The organism is Pseudalgibacter alginicilyticus, assembly GCF_001310225.1.
In the GTDB taxonomy this organism is placed as follows: Bacteria; Bacteroidota; Bacteroidia; order Flavobacteriales; family Flavobacteriaceae; genus Pseudalgibacter; species Pseudalgibacter alginicilyticus.
In genome coordinates this window covers 1,211,937-1,231,036 of the sequence record NZ_CP012898.1, presented here as the reverse complement: position 1 = coordinate 1,231,036, position 19,100 = coordinate 1,211,937, and the positions used below count along the sequence as shown (strand labels likewise).

At 31.6% G+C, this 19,100-nt stretch carries 17 protein-coding genes; 8 read left to right on the top strand and 9 right to left on the bottom strand.

Going from position 1 to position 19,100, the window contains the following annotated elements:
- Positions 1–71 precede the first annotated feature (71 nt).
- Both APS56_RS17235 and htpG read right to left on the bottom strand, forming a co-directional pair.
- Complete coding sequence (locus APS56_RS17235; RefSeq protein WP_157757609.1) at positions 72–908, bottom strand: FKBP-type peptidyl-prolyl cis-trans isomerase; 837 nt, start codon at positions 906–908, stop codon at positions 72–74.
- 217 nt (positions 909–1,125) lie between these two features.
- Positions 1,126–3,036: a molecular chaperone HtpG gene (gene htpG, locus APS56_RS05035; protein ID WP_054725508.1), complete on the bottom strand. Its 1,911-nt coding sequence runs from the start codon at positions 3,034–3,036 to the stop codon at positions 1,126–1,128.
- Between the two features lie 249 nt (positions 3,037–3,285).
- Between htpG and APS56_RS05030 the strand changes: the two genes are divergently transcribed.
- A complete protein-coding gene (locus APS56_RS05030; RefSeq protein WP_054725506.1) occupies positions 3,286–4,290 on the top strand; it encodes a 3-oxoacyl-ACP synthase III family protein in 1,005 nt (334 codons plus the stop codon).
- Positions 4,291–4,805: 515 nt separating this feature from the next.
- Positions 4,806–6,176, top strand: a complete 1,371-nt coding sequence (gene hisS / locus APS56_RS05025) for a histidine--tRNA ligase (protein ID WP_054725504.1) — start codon at positions 4,806–4,808, stop codon at positions 6,174–6,176.
- Positions 6,177–6,386: 210 nt separating this feature from the next.
- Here hisS and APS56_RS05020 read toward each other — a convergent pair whose 3' ends face one another.
- A complete protein-coding gene (locus APS56_RS05020) occupies positions 6,387–7,325 on the bottom strand; it encodes a family 43 glycosylhydrolase (protein ID WP_054725501.1) in 939 nt (312 codons plus the stop codon).
- 358 nt (positions 7,326–7,683) lie between these two features.
- Entirely contained in the window at positions 7,684–9,348 is a 1,665-nt protein-coding gene (rho, locus tag APS56_RS05015; RefSeq protein WP_054725497.1) for a transcription termination factor Rho, read from the bottom strand.
- A gap of 196 nt (positions 9,349–9,544) precedes the next feature.
- On the opposite strand from rho, the gene APS56_RS05010 reads away from it, so the two are divergent.
- Entirely contained in the window at positions 9,545–9,955 is a 411-nt protein-coding gene (locus APS56_RS05010; protein ID WP_054725493.1) for a DUF4293 domain-containing protein, read from the top strand.
- Between the two features lie 159 nt (positions 9,956–10,114).
- Here APS56_RS05010 and APS56_RS05005 read toward each other — a convergent pair whose 3' ends face one another.
- Both APS56_RS05005 and APS56_RS05000 read right to left on the bottom strand, forming a co-directional pair.
- The gene (locus APS56_RS05005) at positions 10,115–10,543 is read right to left on the bottom strand and encodes an FKBP-type peptidyl-prolyl cis-trans isomerase (protein WP_054725490.1); all 429 of its coding nucleotides are present in this window, start codon (positions 10,541–10,543) and stop codon (positions 10,115–10,117) included.
- A gap of 122 nt (positions 10,544–10,665) precedes the next feature.
- Positions 10,666–11,157, bottom strand: a complete 492-nt coding sequence (locus tag APS56_RS05000) for a metallophosphoesterase family protein (RefSeq protein WP_054725487.1) — start codon at positions 11,155–11,157, stop codon at positions 10,666–10,668.
- 176 nt (positions 11,158–11,333) lie between these two features.
- Between APS56_RS05000 and APS56_RS04995 the strand changes: the two genes are divergently transcribed.
- From APS56_RS04995 to APS56_RS04985, 3 genes are all read left to right on the top strand, one after another.
- A complete protein-coding gene (locus APS56_RS04995) occupies positions 11,334–11,981 on the top strand; it encodes a class I SAM-dependent methyltransferase (protein ID WP_236778463.1) in 648 nt (215 codons plus the stop codon).
- A gap of 202 nt (positions 11,982–12,183) precedes the next feature.
- Positions 12,184–12,927, top strand: coding sequence for a tRNA pseudouridine(38-40) synthase TruA (gene truA / locus APS56_RS04990; RefSeq protein WP_054725481.1), 744 nt, complete (start codon positions 12,184–12,186; stop codon positions 12,925–12,927).
- A complete protein-coding gene (locus APS56_RS04985) occupies positions 12,928–14,694 on the top strand; it encodes an ABC transporter ATP-binding protein (protein ID WP_054725478.1) in 1,767 nt (588 codons plus the stop codon).
- On the opposite strand, the gene APS56_RS04980 is transcribed toward APS56_RS04985, so the two are convergent.
- Genes APS56_RS04980 through folP form a run of 3 tightly spaced genes read right to left on the bottom strand, consistent with a single transcriptional unit; the run spans position 14,691 to position 17,010 of the window.
- A complete protein-coding gene (locus APS56_RS04980) occupies positions 14,691–15,479 on the bottom strand; it encodes a diadenylate cyclase (RefSeq protein ID WP_054725475.1) in 789 nt (262 codons plus the stop codon). The two genes, APS56_RS04985 and APS56_RS04980, sit on opposite strands and share 4 nt — an antisense overlap.
- 34 nt (positions 15,480–15,513) lie before the next feature.
- Positions 15,514–16,173, bottom strand: coding sequence for a hypothetical protein (locus APS56_RS04975; RefSeq protein WP_157757608.1), 660 nt, complete (start codon positions 16,171–16,173; stop codon positions 15,514–15,516).
- A 12-nt stretch (positions 16,174–16,185) separates the two neighbouring features.
- Positions 16,186–17,010: a dihydropteroate synthase gene (folP, locus tag APS56_RS04970; protein WP_054725469.1), complete on the bottom strand. Its 825-nt coding sequence runs from the start codon at positions 17,008–17,010 to the stop codon at positions 16,186–16,188.
- A gap of 139 nt (positions 17,011–17,149) precedes the next feature.
- On the opposite strand from folP, the gene APS56_RS04965 reads away from it, so the two are divergent.
- A complete protein-coding gene (locus APS56_RS04965; protein WP_054725466.1) occupies positions 17,150–17,689 on the top strand; it encodes a DUF1599 domain-containing protein in 540 nt (179 codons plus the stop codon).
- Positions 17,690–17,784: 95 nt separating this feature from the next.
- Positions 17,785–19,092, top strand: coding sequence for a BT_3928 family protein (locus APS56_RS04960; RefSeq protein ID WP_054725463.1), 1,308 nt, complete (start codon positions 17,785–17,787; stop codon positions 19,090–19,092).
- The last annotated feature ends 8 nt before the right edge of the window (positions 19,093–19,100 follow it).

The window sequence follows — 19,100 nt, the reverse complement described above, 5'->3', positions numbered from 1 at the left end:
TTAAGTTAATTAGTTATTTAATACAGAGAGTACTGTAGTAAAAACTAAGAGAATTTTAATGCGGGTATTTTCTAATTAACAGAAATAAGTTCAATTTCAAAAATAAGAACAGAACCAATTGGGATTTCTGATAATTGTTGGTTTCCATATGCCAAATGTGCTGGAATATATAGAGAGCCTACATCTCCTTCACTAAAGTAAGTGAGTCCTTCTGAAAATCCTTCTATAACATTTTGTAAATTAAAACTGGCTGGAGATGTACTTTGGTCAAACACGGTTCCATCAATTAATTGTCCTTTATATGTAATTGTAACGTTGTCGCTGTCTGTAGGATTTACTATACCACCACCTGGCGTATCAATATTGTAATATAAACCAGTACCTGTAGCTTGTGCTGTTAAGTTGTTTTCTATTAAATAAGATTGAATTTGTGCTTCATTTTCAGTTTTGTAATTCACGTAAATGAGTTCGATGTCAAAAATTAAAACAGACCCTGCAGGAATGCTACCATTGTCATAGCTTCCATATGCTAAATGTGCAGGAATTATTAATTTTCCGCTACCACCTTCTTTAAAGTATGTTAAACCTTCTCTCCAACCATAAATAACTTGATCTAAGAAAAATGAAACACCAGTTTCATCACTTTCATCAAAAAGATTGCCGTTAGTAAAGTAGCCTTCGTAATTAACTTTTACTCTATCTGTTGAAACTGGGTGTTCACCAGAACCAAGTTCGTCTATAATGTAATATAAACCTGAGCTGCTTTTTTCAGCATCTAAATTGTTTGTTTCAAGATAGGTTTGTATTTCCTCATCGTTAAGTTCGCTATAATCAAAAGGAGGGTCATCATTGGTGTTACATGCTGTAAATAAAACGATTGCTAAAGTTGTGAGGAGTATGCTTTTCATAATTTTTTTAAGTCAATTTTAAAGTGATTTTTGTTTTTTAGTAGATGGTGTAATTAGTGATTGGTTGCGTGTGTTTATTGGGTTTTTATTCTTAAATACAGAACTTGTTGGTACTCTGTTACTTAAAATAAAAGCCACCTTAATGAAGGTGGCTTTACAATTTATATAGGATGCTGAAAATTCAGCGTGTCAACTTGTTGGTTGAGCATTGATGAAACTATTTTATCATTTCGTAACTGCGTTTTATGAAGTTTGTTAATTCTTCACCTTTAAGTAGTCCTTGAGATAAACGTGCTAAATCTAAACTTTGATTAATTAAGCGCTCTTGTTTCTTTTTGGTTTTAGTTTCAAGAATTTCGCTAACCAATTCAGAATTAGTATTTACAATTAAGTTGTACATTTCTGGCATATTTCCAAACATATTCATTCCTCCTCCGCCAGTAGCTTGCATCTCTTTCATTCTACGCATAAATTCAGGCTGCGTAATAGTGAAAGGAGATTCGTTACTATCCATAGCTTCTAATTGAACCATAAATTTTTCAGAAGGAATTACTTCTTTTAATAAGTCGTCTAAAGCTTTAGTTTGGTCCTCATTTAACTTAGAAATAGTTGTTTCGTCTTTCTTAATTAAATTATTAATATGGTCGCCATCCACACGAGCAAATGTTATGTTTTCTTTTGTGCCTTCTAATTTTTGAATTAGGTGTGAGATAATTGGAGAATCTAATAGTAAAACTTCGTAATTTTTAGCCTTAGCAGACTCAATGTAGCTGTGTTGTGCATCTTTATCTGACGCATATAGAATGACTAATTTACCGTCTTTATCTGTTTGATTAGCTTTTATTTTATTGAATAATTCCTCGTATGTATAGTATTTTCCATCTACTGTTGGATACAGAGCAAAAGCATCTGCTTTTTCAAAGAATTTTTCTTCAGAAAGCATACCGTATTCAATCACAATTTTAATGTCGTTCCATTTAGCTTCAAAGTCCTCACGATTATTGTTGAATAACGATTTTAATTTATCAGCTACTTTTCTGGTAATGTAAGATGAAATCTTTTTAACGGCTCCATCTGCTTGTAAATACGAACGAGATACGTTTAATGGAATGTCAGGAGAATCAATTACACCGCGAAGCATGGTTAAAAATTCAGGAACAATACCTTCTACATTATCTGTTACAAAAACTTGATTTTGATAAAGTTGAATTTTATCCTTTTGCATTTGCATGTCATTAGAAATTTTCGGGAAATACAAAATTCCTGTTAAATTGAAAGGATAATCTACATTTAGGTGAATGTTGAATAAAGGCTCTTCAAATTGCATGGGATACAATTCTCTGTAAAAGCTACTGTAATCTTCTTCTTTTAAATCTGCTGGTTGTTTAGTCCAGGCAGGAGTAGGGTTGTTGATGATATTATCAACAGTAATTTTTCTTTGAGGCTCTTTAGTTTCTTTGCCGTCTTTATCTTTAATTGTTGCTGGCTCGTGCTCAGGGTCATTTATTTCCTTAGTTCCAAACTTAATGGGTACAGGCATAAACTTGTTGTATTTAGATAACAAGGCGCTAATTCTGCTTTCTTCCAAAAATTCGGTAGAGTCTTCAGCAATATGAAGGATGATTTCTGTTCCGCGTTCTGTTTTATCTGAAGCTTCCAAGGTAAACTCGGGAGATCCATCGCAGGTCCAATGAGCTGCAGGTTCATCTTTATGAGATTTAGTAATGATTTCAACCTTTTCGGCCACCATAAAAGCAGAATAGAATCCTAAACCAAAGTGTCCAATGATACCAGAGTCTTTTGCAGAATCTTTGTATTTATCCAAAAACTCTTCAGCACCAGAAAAGGCAACTTGGTTAATGTATTTTTCAACCTCTTCAGCAGTCATACCTAAACCTTGATCTATGATATGAAGTTTTTTACCTTCTTTGTCTATTTTAACCTCTATTTGTGGGTTGCCATATTCAGACTTAGATTCGCCAATGCTTGTTAAGTGCTTTAACTTTAAGGTGGCGTCGGTACCGTTGCTAATTAGTTCACGTAAAAATATTTCGTGGTCACTATACAAGAATTTTTTAATTAACGGAAAAATATTTTCTACCGATACATTAATGTTTCCTTTTGTCATAATTTAATAGTTTTATTTGTCAGTTCCTTGTTGAAAGGAATCTAATTAATCTTAGTTTTAACTTACTTGGTTTGTTAGTCAACAAAAATGCCAATTCGTAAAAGGTGACAAACTGACATAAATTTTCATAAAAAAGAAATTTAAAATGATATGTAACCCGAATTAAGCAGTCTTTTAAAAAATCGAAATCATGGAATTGGAATTTAGCAACAGTTGTTGTACTTTAGGTTATTCAAAATAAAAGGGATAATGTATAATTCAAAAATAATAGGTCTTGGACACTATGTGCCAGAACAGGTAGTGACTAATGATGATTTGTCTAAACTCATGGACACTAATGATGCTTGGATTCAAGAACGAACAGGTATAAAAGAACGTCGATGGATAAAGGAAGGTAGCGAAGATACGTCTGCAGTAATGGGAGCAAAAGCTTCCAGAATTGCTATTGAACGAGCAGGGTTAACTACTGATGATATTGATTTTATAGTATTTGCAACACTGAGTCCTGATTATTATTTTCCAGGTTGTGGGGTGCAAATTCAAGATATGTTGGATATGCGTAATATTGGCGCTTTGGATGTAAGGAATCAATGTTCAGGTTTTGTATATGCTATATCTGTTGCCGATCAGTTTATTAAAACAGGGATGTATAAAAATGTGTTAGTTATTGGTGCAGAATATCATAGTAACGGACTGGATAAAACAACAAGAGGTAGAGGTGTTTCTGTTATTTTTGGTGATGGTGCAGGAGCTTGTGTATTGTCGCGAGAAGAAGATAATACCAAAGGTATTTTGTCTACACATTTGCATAGCGAAGGAAAATATGCAGATAAATTAATTGTTAAATCTCCAAGCATTGCTCATTGGGTTCCAGAAATTTTAGAGTCTGAAGAAGAAGATATTTCTTATTATCCATATATGGATGGTACCTTTGTGTTTAAACATGCTGTTGTACGATTTAGTGAGGTTATAAATGAAGGTTTGGCTCAAAACAATCTAAAAAATGAAGATATTGATATGTTAATTCCTCATCAAGCCAATTTAAGAATTGCTCAGTTTATTCAAAAGAAATTTGGTTTAAGAGACGATCAAGTATTTAATAATATAATGACATATGGTAATACTACTGCGGCATCTGTTATTATTGCTCTAACTGAAGCTTGGGAAAAAGGTAAAATAAAGGATGGAGACTGTGTAGTTTTAGCAGCTTTTGGTAGTGGATTTACTTGGGCAAGCGCTATTATAAAATGGTAACTTTCTTGCTATAAGTTTGTTATGTGATAAAGAGTGTGTTTATTAAAATAACCCGAAACAATAAAGTTTCGGGTCATTAATTTATCCGGGGATTACCAAATTTTGAATACGAATTTTAAATAATGAAGGTGACTAACTCTTATAATTATAATCTCCGTTTTGTGTTTGGTACAATAAAGATACGTTTGATTTAATTATTTATTGTATAAAATAAGATGTTTTATAATATTTTTTAGCTAAAATGCATATTTGATAAAAAAAGAATCATTTATTGATGTTTTAGATAATTTTTTTAGAACAATCATTGGTATATATTTATCTAATTTTTTATTTTAAAGAAAAAAACAGAAATTCTTGTTGTTTTTATTGATGCTTGAGAAATATTTAAATTTTGATAATCTGAGGCCTTCAATCCAATTTCATTATTTATTTTTGCCTGTCCACACCAAATTATTATGTAAGTAATATTAGTAGGTGGTGTAAACTAAAAAAACATATATTTTAATTACAGTTTGATGGCTCAAAAACCAAGTATTCCAAAAGGTACCCGAGATTATAATCCCGTACAAGTAGCAAAGCGACATTATATATTTAACACCATTCGAGAAGCTTTTGAAACTTTTGGATTTCAACCCATTGAAACTCCAAGTTTTGAAAACTATGAAACCCTTATGGGGAAATATGGAGAGGAAGGGGATCGATTAATTTTTAAGATTTTAAACTCTGGTGATTATTTAAATAAAGCTGATGAACAGGCTTATTTAGAAAAAGACTCTAATAAACTAACAGGGTCCATCTCAGAAAAAGCTCTTCGTTACGATTTAACTGTGCCATTTGCGCGTTATGTTGTACAGCACCAAAACGAGATTGAATTTCCATTTAAGCGTTACCAAATACAGCCAGTTTGGAGGGCGGATAGACCTCAAAAAGGACGTTTTAGAGAATTTTTTCAATGTGATGCGGATGTAGTTGGAAGTACTTCTCTTTGGCAAGAAGTAGAATTTATTCAATTATATGATGCCGTCTTTTCAGCTTTAAAATTAGATGGTATTACCATAAAAATAAACAATAGAAAAATACTTTCAGGTATTGCAGAACTTATAGGAGCTAGTGATAAATTAATTGACTTTACGGTAGCACTTGATAAATTAGATAAAATAGGTGAGGAGAAGGTAAAGGAAGAAATGCTGGGAAAAGGTATTCCACAATTAGGTATTGATAAATTAAAACCTCTTTTTTCTTTATCGGGTTCTTTTGAATCTCAAATAGAACGTTTAAAAGATATTTTAGATGCTTCCGATGAAGGGAAAAAAGGCATTCAAGAATTGGCTTTTATCAATAAAGCTATTTCAGAATTAGGATTGTCAACAGCTGAATTAGAGTTAGATGTTACTTTAGCACGTGGATTGAATTATTATACGGGAGCTATTTTTGAAGTGGCTGCACCAAAAACAGTCCAAATGGGATCTATTGGTGGTGGTGGTAGATATGATGACTTAACAGGCATTTTTGGAATGAAAAATGTGAGTGGTGTAGGTATTAGTTTTGGATTAGATCGTATTTATTTGGTTTTGGAAGAATTGAATTTATTTCCTGAAACTGTTAGCAAAAATGTGAAAGTGTTATTTATAAATTTTGGAGATGAAGAAGCATTGTTTAGTTTGAAAGCCATCAAATATCTTAGGAAACATGGGGTGAATGCCGAGTTATATCCAGATGCCGCTAAAATGAAAAAACAAATGATGCATGCTAATAAGCGGGCTATTCCATTTGTAGTTTTGGTAGGAGATGAAGAGATGTCTTCAAATACTTTTACTCTAAAAAATATGATTTCTGGAGAACAGTCCAATGTGACATTAGATGTTTTGGTTAAAGAAGTGAAATAAAAGAAAGAGGCTTGAGAATTTTTTTAGGACTCTATAATGTAGTCTTTAGTAATAGATTTAGGAATAATCTAATTCAACTAATATATCATTGATTATCAATTTTATTAATTCCTTTTTAGATACATTTTACTTGTATAAACATTTGAGTATAATGATTTGAATTATTTCCTTGCTATTGATGTGAGTTGTAATAGTTTTTAAACGATTCTCTTATTTAGTTGGTATTACTTTTTGAATGGTCCCATTGGGATTGTAATATAATTTATCAAAACAAATGGATCTGCGAAAAGGGTGTGGGCTACCTTCGTGTCCCCAGCCAAATTTTTCGTCTAATTCAGGATGCTTACTATAGTACAGGTCTGAATTGTGGTAAAACATGTACCATTGTCCTCTATATTCAACTATAGAATGATGGTTTGTACCACTGTTCATTTTTTCTAAAATTACTCCTTTGTATTCAAAAGGGCCTAACGGATTGTCAGACATGCTATATTTTATTTCTCCACTTGTTCCAACATATGATAAATAATATTTCCCATTGTATTTGTGCATCCACGCAGCTTCAAAAAAATCATCGGTGCCTTCTAATAAGTGAACGTTGCCATCATATGAAATCATATCTTTATTGAGCTTAATAGCATTTACAACTAACTGTCCCATATATAAATAGGCCTGTCCATCATCATCAATAAAAACACCAGGGTCAATAAAATCTCTATTACAAACCACACCTTTGGTATCCATGGAAATTAGTGGTTTGCCAAGAGGATCAATAAAAGGCCCCGTTGCTTTATCGCTTACGGCAACACCAATATGAAATTGGTCGGTTGGGAAATAGAAATAATATTTTCCATTTGCTTGAATACAATCTGGTGCCCAGGCGTATTTTTGGGCCCACTTAATATCTTTTATATCTAAAGCAACACCATGGTCGGTCCAGTTTACCATATCTGTAGTTGAAAACACATGCCAATCTACCATATCAAACCAATCAGCATTATCAGGGTCGTGAGATGGGTAAACGTAAAGAGTATCATTAAATACACGAGCCGAAGGGTCTGCAGTGTACATATGTGTGATAAATGGGTTTTGGGCAAAACAGATGCTTTCAATGGTGATTGCTAAAAAAATGGTGGTGAAATATTTCATATGTTTTCTTTTATGGTGGACAAAATTTTGATATAAAATGAAGCTTGTAAAATAAGACCTTTTTTGTGTTAAAATACAACATAAATGTAAGCAAAAACTTTGATTAAGCAATAAAGGTTTTGTGATTTATATGCCCTGTATTTGTCAGCTTTTTACGTTGCTTAATAAGTCTTATTGTAGGTTATTATTGATGCTCTAAGGATTTAGTGATAACGAGAATAGTGTTGGATAGTGTCTGGAATTGTATTTGATATTGTGTTCAGTATAGCGTAAAGAAAAAGCCTCAACAATAAATGCTAAGGCCTTTACAAATTTAGTTTAGTATAGTTGGTTGTTTTTTTTAAGTTTATGAACAACTTTATCCATTCATGGAAATTAAAAATTCTTCATTATTCCTAGTTTGTTTAAAACGCTCATTAATAAACTCCATGGCTTCCACAGGATTCATATCTGCAAGGTATTTACGCATTACCCACATACGCTGTAAGGTGGTGTCATCTAAAAGGATATCATCTCTACGGGTACTTGAAGATGTAAGGTCAATAGCAGGGAAAATTCTACGGTTAGATATTTTTCTATCCAATTGAAGCTCCATATTTCCGGTGCCTTTAAACTCTTCAAAAATAACTTCGTCCATTTTAGATCCAGTTTCAGTTAGTGCCGTTGCAATAATGGTTAAAGAACCACCATTTTCTATATTACGAGCAGCACCAAAAAAACGTTTAGGTTTGTGCAGTGCATTAGCATCTACACCACCACTTAGTATTTTACCAGAGGCCGGTTGTACGGTGTTGTAAGCTCTAGCTAAACGGGTAATAGAATCTAAAAGAATTACCACATCGTGACCACATTCTACCAATCGTTTTGCTTTTTCCAAAACAATATCGGCAATTTTTACGTGCTCGTGTGCTTCTTTATCAAAGGTTGAAGCAATAACTTCGCCACGTACGTTACGTTGCATATCCGTTACCTCTTCAGGGCGTTCATCAATTAATAAAATCATTAAATAGACCTCAGGATGGTTGGCTGCAATAGCATTTGCTACATCCTTTAATAGCATGGTTTTACCTGTTTTAGGTTGTGATACAATCATGCCACGTTGTCCTTTTCCTATAGGCGCAAACAAATCCATAATTCGAGTAGAAATGGTGCTTTGTTTTTCTGCTAGATTAAATTTTTCTTTAGGAAATAGTGGCGTTAAATGCTCAAAAGAAACACGGTCTCTTACTACTTCTGGTTTCTGACCATTGATTCTAATTACTTTTATTAATGGAAAATATTTTTCACCTTCTTTAGGAGGTCTTACGTGTCCTAAAACTGTATCTCCTTTTTTTAATCCAAATAACCTTATTTGTGATTGCGATACATAAATATCATCAGGTGATGATAAGTAGTTATAATCGGAAGACCTTAAAAAACCATAACCATCTTGCATGACGTCTAAAACACCTTCACTTTCAATAATAGCATCAAATTCAAAATCTGGTTCACGGTAGCGGTTTCTACTGTCTTTATTGCCAGCGTCAACATTACCATTTTTTTGGTTTTTATGCTGATTTCTCTGTTGGTTATTTTGGTTTTTTGGATGTGGTTTTTGTTGATTATCGTTTTGACGCTTTGGCTTATTGTCTTGCTTCGTGTCAACTTTATTTTGTTGAGTTGGAGCAGGAGTTGTTGGCGCAGGTGCAGGAGATTCTTTTTTTTCAAGTGCAACTTGCTTGTCGGTATTAGTAGTTTTTTCAACTGGTTTTACGGGTTTTTGAACTCGCTGTCTTGGTTTTCTTGCAACAGGTGGTTTTGGTTTGGAAGTTGCCGTTTTCGTTTCTTTCGTTTCCTTTGTTTCCTTCGTTTCTTTTGGATCTACCACAGATGTTACAGCTTTAGGATCTGTTGCTTGCTTGTCTAGTATTTGATATACTAAGTCTAATTTTTTTAATGAACGGTACTTTGGAACGTTCAGTTTTTTTGCAATCTCTTGTAAATCAGAGAGTTTTTTTTCTTTTAATTGTGAAATTTCAAACATAAATGTTTATTAGAATATGTATTTTGAATATAAATTTGAATAATTCTGAAAAAAGTGGGTTAAATTTGAAGAGTTAACAACCTGCTATTAGGATTGTTGTGAATTATTACTGCAATTATACAACTTTATTTTAATTTTTAATACTCTTTTTTTAAAAAGAAACTATTATTTTTGTTATCATTTTTAGATAGCATACATGATTCAACGAATTCAAACACTTTATTTACTATTAGCAGCATTGGTTTCGGGCGGACTAATTTTTGTTTTCCATTTATGGATTACAGAAGAAGGTGTCAAAATTTTCGCGCCTGATAATTTATTGTTTTTAAGTTTGTTTTTAGGATCTACGGTAGTATCTTTGGTGTCTATATTTATGTATACAAATAGGAAGCTTCAATTTGTTTTGGGGCGACTTAACATCATATTAAATTTTATTTTACTAGGATTTTTTGTATATCAATCTCTAAATGTATCTGGAGAAACGGCGGTTTCTGAGAAAGGTATTGGGATGTTTCTTCCTGTTGTTTCTATCGTGTTATTGGCATTAGCTAATAAGGCCATCAAAAAGGATGAAGATCTTGTAAAATCTGTAGATAGATTACGATAAACCTAACATCTTAGTAGTATTAGTGCGTTAAACCCAAAGTGAAAACTTTGGGTTTTTTTATGTAGTCCTCCATTTAATCTCGATATGTAGGAAGAAATATAAAATCTAATTCTTAATAAACTTTCTTCTGACCGAAAGTGTTTAAGAAGGGATGATTCTTTACTTAATTTCAATAAGTTCTAAATCAAAAGTTAAATCTTGTCCTGCAAGCGGGTGGTTTGCATCCACAATAATAAAATCATCATGAACTTCAGCTACGCGAAATTGTACTTCAGTACCATCTGGGTTTTTTGAAGCTAATCCCATACCTACTTCTGGTGCCATGTCTTGTGGTAATTGCTCTTTTTTTACTTCGTAAAATAATTCTTTTTGCGCTTCGCCATAAGCTTCTGCAACAGGAATATTAATGGTTTTTTTCTCGTTTACTTTCATTTCTACAATACCTTTTTCAAAACCAGGAATAAGCATGCCTTGCCCCAAAGTAACTTCTAATGGCTCTCTTTCCAATGAACTGTCAAAAATTTGACCATTACTTAATTTTCCTGTGTAATGAACTCTTACGGTATCATTCTCTTTTACTTGACTCATAAATATTGATTTTTTTGTTTTTAAATCGACACAAAACTACAATTTATCATTTGATTGCCACAATCATAGCCAATAAATGCTAGTATTTCTGAAAACATTAACATAAAGTAAGCTTCCATAGACTACTTTGGAAATTCTATTACTTCTAAATTGTCAATTTTACTTCTATCGATAGTAAAACGTAACATGGTTCGTGTTTTATGAAAACCATGTTTGCCAATGGCACCAGGGTTCATGTGTAGTAAATTCAGTTTTTTATCAGGCATGACTTTTAAAATATGAGAATGACCAGCAATAAATAGCCGAGGAGGATTTGCTCTAATGTCATCTCGAACTCGGATATTATATGCTTTAGGGTAACCACCAATATGTGTTATCCAAACATCCACATCTTCACACATAAATCGATTGTTTTCAGGGAACTCTTTGCGTATATCTGTATTGTCAATATTTCCGTAAACAGCTTTAAGAGGTTTTAGTTTTTTTATTGTATCCGTTACTTTTATGTCACCAATATCACCTGCATGCCAAACTTCATCGGCTTGTTTTACATATTTTAAAATGTCGTTATCTATATAACTGTGCGTATCTGAAAGAAGTAATATTTTTACCATGAAAGCTGAATTAATATTGATGTTTGTATTATTATTTAAGAAGAGTTAATTATACTTATAACTGAAATGTAGTTGGTAAAGTTATAGATAATTGTTTAATTTCTTAATTTATAATAGATGAAGAATTTTGTTTGGCTTTATGTTTTAAAATCACGAACTTCGTTTAGCACTAAATTTTGAAAAGCGATAGGTTGTTTAAGAAAAATATGATGGAAGAATTTTGGAATAATAGATATAAGAAAGAAGAATTTGTGTACGGAACGGAACCTAATAAATTTTTCAAAGAAACCATTGAAAAATTAAATCTGAAAGGGGATATATTATTACCAGCAGAGGGAGAAGGAAGAAATGCTGTTTACGCATCTAAAAAAGGTCTTAGTGTTATTGCATTTGATATAAGTGTTGAAGGAAAAAATAAGGCGCAGAAATTAGCCAATGCAGCAAATGTAAAAATAGATTATAAAGTAGGTGAGTTGCATCAACTAAAATTTGAGCCAAATAGTTTTGATGCTTTGGCTTTAATTTATGCCCATTTCCCTCAAAATAAAAAAGAATTAAATACACAACTTGCAGCTTTAGTAAAACCAAATGGTTATTTAATTTTAGAAGGTTTTAGTACTGAGAATTTATACTATCGTGAAAAAAACCCAAAAATAGGAGGGCCGAGTGATATAAATTTACTTTTTACCATAGAAGAAATTCAAACAACATTTAATAACTTTGAAACCATTCTTTTAGAGCAAACGGAAGTAGAGTTAGAAGAAGGAGATTTGCATAATGGCTTAGCAAACGTAATACGGTATATTGGAAAAAAAACAGTGTAGGGTTTGCGTGTAATCAATGATTTTTTATTAATCTTATTGTTCTTTTTATATAAATATTAAGAAACGTTTACAGATTTCAATAATATTCACAAGAAAAAGAATTACTTCAAGTAACATTTTAATACATTATTAAGATTCATAGCCTCTCATGAATGAACAAAACTATCTATCTTTGTAACTTCACTAAAAGTAAAAAAATAATTTGCGATATTTTATAGAACTCTCTTATAATGGTAGTGCTTACCACGGTTGGCAGTTCCAGCCAAATGCCATAACCGTACAGGAAGTTATAGAAAAATCGTTATCTGTGCTTTTAAAGGAAAAAACACCCATAATGGGAGCCGGTAGAACGGATGCAGGAGTACATGCTTCGCAAATGTTTGCACACTTTGATACCCATGTTGTTTTTGATGAAGCTGAAATCACCTATAAGCTAAATTTATATTTACCTAAGGATGTGGCTATTCACACTATTTTTAAGGTAAAAGATAAAGCCCATGCACGTTTTAATGCATTAAGTAGAACATATCTATATCGTGTAAGTTTAAAGAAAAATGTTTTTACATTTGACGGTGCTTATTATATTAAACAAGATTTGGATATAGAAGCGATGAAAAAGGCTACTAAAATTCTATTTGAATATAAAGATTTTCAATGCTTTTCTAAAGTTAAAACCGATGTAAAAACATACAATTGTACAATTATGAAAGCGGAGTGGAGTTTTAAAAATGACGAACTTCAGTTTGTAATACAAGCCGATAGGTTTTTACGAAATATGGTGCGAGCTATTGTAGGAACCATGATTCATATTGGGCAAAGAAAAATTAAGATTGATGATTTACACACTATAATACAGTCTAAAAATAGGAGTGAAGCTGGGTTTTCGGTACCAGCACATGCTTTGTATTTAACTGAAGTTGCTTACCCAAATGATATAAAATTGTAGATGATAAAGAGTAAAGAAAATATTTTTGATATTCGTTTGTTCATGAGGCTTTTTAAGTTTATGAAGCCTTACAAAATGGTGTTTTCTTTTGTATTTATAGCTGTTATTGCCATTGCTATTTTATCCATTGCAACACCAGAACTTTTACAACGTGCATTTGATGAAAATTTAACCAATAAAATGGAGGAGGGGTTTTTAAACTACATCCTTGTAATGGTAGGCCTTTTGTTTTTGGAGTTTATCATGCAATTGTTGTTTATTTTTTATTCAGGTTGGTTAGGGCAGACAGTTGTTAAGGATATTCGTGTAAAATTGTTTAATCATTTGCTTCGTTTTAAAATGAAGTATTATGATAATTCGTCAGTTGGCGTACTTATAACTCGTGCTGTTACTGATATGGAACGGATTGCAGATATTTTTAGTGAAGGACTTTTTATGATTTTTCGCGATTTGCTTACTATGGTAGTGGTTTCCGGATTCATGATTTATAAAAGTTGGGAATTGAGTGTCATTGTTTTTTTAATGCTGCCCTTAGTTATGTATGCCACATCCGTTTTTCAGAAGTATATGAAAAAGGCGTTTGAAGAAGTGCGCACCGAAATTTCTAATTTAAATTCTTTTGTGCAAGAGCGTATTACGGGTATGAAAATATTGCAATTATTTGTAAGAGAGAATGTTGAATATGAGAAGTTTAAGCTTATTAATGAGCGACATAAAAATGGCTGGTTAAAAACCATTTGGTACAATTCTATATTTTTTCCTATTGCTGAGCTTTCTGCATCAATAACTATTGGTTTAGTAGCTTGGTATGGCGGATTAAATGTGGTATTAGAAGGCACAGTTTCTTTAGGGATTTTAACAGCATTTATAATGTTAATTCCTAAACTATTCAGACCATTGCGTCAAATAGCCGATAAGTTTAATGCCCTCCAAATGGGAATGGTAGCTGCTAATAGAGTATTTAAAGTCATTGATACAACGTCTCAGATTGATGATACTGGGACTTTAGTTGCCGAAAATTTTAATGGAACTATAGAATTTGATAAGGTATTTTTTAATTACATAGAAGAAGAAACCGTTTTAAAAGGTATTTCATTTAAGGTAAATGCAGGTGAAACGGTAGCAATTGTTGGTGCTACTGGCGCAGGGAAGTCTACCATTATTAATTTGTTAAGTCGTTTTTATGAAATTAAAAGTGGCACCATTGCTATTGATAATGTTAATATTAAAGAAGTGACCTTGGCTTCATTGCGAACCCAAATTGCAGTAGTTTTACAAGATGTATTTTTGTTTGCTGATACTATTTTGAATAATATTACTTTAAATAATCCAGATATTACAGAAGACGTTGTAGTGCAAGCTGCCAAAGATATAGGTATTCATGATTTTATTTCTAGCTTACCAAATGCCTATCATTATAATGTGAAAGAACGTGGTGTAATGCTTTCTTCAGGTCAGCGACAATTAATTTCGTTTTTAAGGGCTTATGTTACCAATCCAAGTATTTTGGTGTTAGATGAAGCAACTTCTTCAGTAGATTCTTATTCAGAACAGCTAATTCAAAACGCAACCGATAAAATTACTAAAGGCCGAACGTCTATTGTCATTGCGCATCGATTAGCTACCATTAAAAAAGCAGACAGAATTATTGTAATGGAAGCGGGCGAAATAATGGAGCAAGGTACGCATGAACAGCTTCTTAAAATAGAAAACGGATATTATAAAAACTTATATGAGGTTCAGTTTGTAAAGGAAGAAGTAGCTTAAACTAAATCTTTTTTTATCAGTTCAGTTAATTCGGTGGTATTATCAAAAACAATAAATTCACCGTCTTTAAAATAAGAAATATGACCTGTTTCTTCACTTACAACCAAAGCAAGTGCATCTGTTTTTTCAGTAACACCAATTGCGGCTCTGTGTCGTAATCCAAATCGTTTAGGAATATTTTTTTCGTTGTTAAGAGGTAATATTACTCGAGTTGCTTTAACAATGTTATTTTTAACAATGATAGCTCCATCATGCAATGGGCTATTTTTAAAAAAAATACTTTCAATGATTGGTTGTGTAACGGTTATGTTCATTTCATCACCTGTAGAAGTCAAAAAATCTAAGTTGTTATTTTTTTCAAAAACGATAAGTGCTCCTGTATTAGATGCAGACATTTTATTACAGGCAGAAATAATAATTTCAACCTTAGTTTCATCGCTGGTTTCTGTTTTTAGGAATTTAAAATGTTTGAAAAACTTACCACCACCTCTACTAAAATTGGTGGAGCCAACCATTAGTAAAAACTTACGAATTTCAGGTTGGAAAACAACAATTAAAGCAATGATACCTACTTTTATAAAGCCATCAAAAATGTTATGCAACATATACATTTCAAGGAAATCGGTAAGTTGCCAAACACCATAAATAATGATGATACCTATAAAAATATTGATAGCCACCGTACCTTTTACTAATTTGTAAATGTAATAAAGTAATAGAGCCACCAAGATAACGTCTATGATGTCTACAATTTTAAATTTTAAAAGATCATTAAAAATTTCCAAGATATTTGGGTTTTGGTAAATTTAGTAAAAAAGGTTAATTAAAAATAAATTCGTTATTTGAAATAGTATTATTTTCTAAATCCAATTGTAATAGTATTGATTTAAAGGTAATGTAATTTTGAAATGATAATTTATTGTTGAATGATAAACTAATCCTACCGTTTTCTTCATTTTTAGAAATCGTTTTTCTAAGCGAATTTGCGAAATTAGTGATGTCTGTTTTATAATAAGAGCTGTTTAATGTGGAGATTTTAATATCATTCAAATTAATGACAACAACATTATAATTATTTTCCGCTTCTATTTCTCTTCCTTCTGTTTCATAAATTACATTTGTAAATTCAATAAATCCTAAATTTTTTCTACTTAAATCATTACAAGTAAAATAGTTTTTAGCACTTTCATTTTTATGACTTGAATTTGCCTTTTTGTCTTGTAGAAATTTTATATGTGGTATGGCTTGTTTTAAAGTTAAACGTTTATCTACATTCACTAACCAATGGGTGGTTACTATTAAGTTTTTTCTATTCAGTTCAATACTATCAATTTGTGTTTTATCATAAAATAAATAGGCAGGTGAAACATCATGTATTTCTGTAATGTCTGAGTGTGTTATTTCAGGTAATTGAATGATTTTTTCATTTTCACAAGACAAAAACAAACAGACTAATATAAATGGGAGTAAATTTTTCATAAATTATAATGATTAACTATCCAATAATTTTATCAGTTCTATACATTCTACAGCCTCTTTAACATCATGTACGCGTAAAATAGAAGTGCCTTTTTGAAGGGCCACCGTGTTTAAAACAGAAGTGCCATTTAAGGCTTCTGCAGCAGAAGTATCTAAGGTTTTATAAATCATTGATTTTCTTGAAACTCCAACAAGTATTGGTTTTTCAATCATTTTAAAAAGTTCAAGCTTATTTAATAACTCATAATTCTGTTCTAAGGTTTTTGCAAATCCAAAACCAGGGTCCACAATAATATCGATAATGCCGAGTGCTTTGGCAGCGGCAATTCTTTCAGAGAAATAAAATAAAATATCTTTCAATAGGTCATCGTAATGTGTTTGCTGTTGCATGGTTTTTGGAGTGCCTCGCATATGCATCATAATATATGGTACATGTAAATTTGCAATGATTTGAAGCATATTATTATCTAATTTTCCAGCCGAAATATCATTAATCATACATGCTCCAGCTTCAATACATTGTTTTGCAACCTCACTTCTAAACGTATCAACAGAAAGTAGTGTTTCAGGAAATTCATTTAAAATTAGATTTATAAAAGGAATAATTCGTTTTAATTCGTCCGTTTCAGTAACAGTATTAGCATTTGGGCGTGAGCTATAGGCGCCTATATCAATAAAGGTAGCACCTTCTTTCAGCATGCGTTCTACATGGGTTAGCACGTCTTTTTCTTCTTTGTGTTTACCTCCATCGTAAAATGAATCGGGAGTGATATTCAAAATTCCCATCACTTTTGGAGATGATACATCTATAAGTTGTCCTTTACAATTAATGGTCATTTTTTAATTTCTAATTCTGGATTTAATGCCCAAAGGTATCAACATAATTTTAAATTTAAGCCTACAATCTAAAACATTGAACTTGGAGCTTTGAACTTTGAACTTTTTAAGCGAAATTTACACAAAATTCAATTTATTCATGCAAGATACTTCAAAACAATATGATGCCGTAATAGATACCTGTAAAAGTTTATTTGTAAAAAAAATGAGTGATTATGGTAGCGCATGGAGAATACTTAGGTTGCCATCTTTAACAGATCAAATTTTTATTAAAGCACAACGCATTAGAGGTTTGCAACAGAATGATGTAAGAAAGGTTGATGAAGGTGAAGTAAGCGAATTTATAGGTATTATTAATTATTGTATTATGGCTCTTATTCAATTGGAAAAGGGTGTTGTTGAACAGCCAGATCTGACTACTGAAAAAGCCACAGAATTGTATGAAAAACATATAGCCATAACTAAAAAGCTCATGGAGGATAAAAACCATGATTATGGTGAGGCTTGGCGAGATATGAGGGTGAGTAGTTTAACCGATTTAATTTTACAAAAACTACTACGTGTCAAACAAATTGAAGATAACAAAGGAAAAACATTAGTGAGTGAAGGGATAGATGCTAATTATCAAGACATGATTAATTACGCCATTTTTGCTTTAATTCATTTAAATGAAAAATAATTAGTAACAAATTTTAACCTTTAATATTACTGAAACGATATGTTTTTTGTTGGTAAGTAATGGGCTAAGCTCGATAGGTCTTTAAAAAAAAATATATGAAAATAATAGTCCAATTTAGCAGGATATTTGTCGGTGTTTTATTCATCATTTCAGGATTTATAAAACTTAATGACCCTTTAGGGTTTTCTTATAAACTACAAGAATATTTTAGTCCGGATGTTTTAAATATGCCTTATTTAGATAATTATGCGCTATTAATTTCAGTTTTTGTGGTGGTGTTTGAAGTTGTTTTAGGTGTGTTTTTACTCATTGGGTATAAACCAAAATTTACTATTTGGAGTTTAATTTTAATGATAGTGTTTTTTACATTTTTAACATTTTATTCAGCATATTTTGATAAAGTAAAAGATTGCGGTTGCTTTGGAGATGCACTAAAATTAACTCCTTGGCAAAGCTTTACAAAAGATGTAGTTTTACTTTTCTTTATTATAATTTTATTTTTTGGACTCAAGCATATAAAACCACTTTTTGGAAAATTACCCACTACTATTTTAGCTTTATTAAGTTTTATAATTAGTTTATGGTTTGGGTATCATGTGCTAATGCATTTACCAGCTATTGATTTTAGAGCCTATAAAATTGGAGCAAATATTCAAGAAGGTATGAGTATTCCTGAAAATGCCCAAAAACCAATTGTGGAATATTATTGGACATTTAATGTAAATGGTGAAGAACAGACCATTGCCACAAACGGTTCTTACCCAGATGTTAAAGGTGATTTTATAAGTGTAGACACAAAAGTTATTAAAGAAGGATATCAACCTCCCGTTGTAGATTTTTCAATAGAAAGTCAAGATGAAAATCTAACTGATTATTTTTTAGCTCAAGAAAATTTAATAGTTGTTGTAGCTTATAGCTTGGAAACCATGGAAAGAGATGGTGCATTAAAATTAAAAACACTTCAAGATGAGGCAATTAATAATGGGTATAAAATAATAGGATTGAGTGCTTCGGGGGCAGATACTAAACAACGAATTAAAGACGCTTATAATTTAAGTTTTGAATGGTATTTATGTGATGAAAAAGCTCTTAAAACAATTGTGCGGTCCAATCCAGGAATTTTAGAATTAGATAACGGTACTGTGAAGCAAAAAGTTCATTGGAATGACATGGATAATTTGAAATTACCAAAAGTAGAAAGAGCACCAGAACCAAAAGAGGTAAAAGAAATTATAGCCTATTATATTAATGGAAAACCTTCAACTAAGGAAGAAGTAGAAAGGTTAGACAATGCAAAAATTGAAAGTATTAATGTTATTAAAGATGCAATTCAATTAAAAGAGTTAAATATTCAAAATAATACTTCTTATACAGGAATGATTGAAGTGACACTTAAAGAATAAGCATTTAT

Excerpts from the sequence above, each read along its gene's own strand:
- APS56_RS17235 (WP_157757609.1), bottom strand. The coding sequence starts at position 908 with ATGAAAAGCATACTCCTCACAACTTTAGCAATCGTTTTATTTACAGCA.
- htpG (WP_054725508.1), bottom strand. The coding sequence starts at position 3,036 with ATGACAAAAGGAAACATTAATGTATCGGTAGAAAATATTTTTCCGTTA.
- APS56_RS05030 (WP_054725506.1), top strand. The coding sequence starts at position 3,286 with ATGTATAATTCAAAAATAATAGGTCTTGGACACTATGTGCCAGAACAG.
- hisS (WP_054725504.1), top strand. The coding sequence starts at position 4,806 with ATGGCTCAAAAACCAAGTATTCCAAAAGGTACCCGAGATTATAATCCC.
- APS56_RS05020 (WP_054725501.1), bottom strand. The coding sequence starts at position 7,325 with ATGAAATATTTCACCACCATTTTTTTAGCAATCACCATTGAAAGCATC.
- rho (WP_054725497.1), bottom strand. The coding sequence starts at position 9,348 with ATGTTTGAAATTTCACAATTAAAAGAAAAAAAACTCTCTGATTTACAA.
- APS56_RS05010 (WP_054725493.1), top strand. The coding sequence starts at position 9,545 with ATGATTCAACGAATTCAAACACTTTATTTACTATTAGCAGCATTGGTT.
- APS56_RS05005 (WP_054725490.1), bottom strand. The coding sequence starts at position 10,543 with ATGAGTCAAGTAAAAGAGAATGATACCGTAAGAGTTCATTACACAGGA.
- APS56_RS05000 (WP_054725487.1), bottom strand. The coding sequence starts at position 11,157 with ATGGTAAAAATATTACTTCTTTCAGATACGCACAGTTATATAGATAAC.
- APS56_RS04985 (WP_054725478.1), top strand. The coding sequence starts at position 12,928 with ATGATAAAGAGTAAAGAAAATATTTTTGATATTCGTTTGTTCATGAGG.
- APS56_RS04975 (WP_157757608.1), bottom strand. The coding sequence starts at position 16,173 with ATGAAAAATTTACTCCCATTTATATTAGTCTGTTTGTTTTTGTCTTGT.
- folP (WP_054725469.1), bottom strand. The coding sequence starts at position 17,010 with ATGACCATTAATTGTAAAGGACAACTTATAGATGTATCATCTCCAAAA.
- APS56_RS04965 (WP_054725466.1), top strand. The coding sequence starts at position 17,150 with ATGCAAGATACTTCAAAACAATATGATGCCGTAATAGATACCTGTAAA.
- APS56_RS04960 (WP_054725463.1), top strand. The coding sequence starts at position 17,785 with ATGAAAATAATAGTCCAATTTAGCAGGATATTTGTCGGTGTTTTATTC.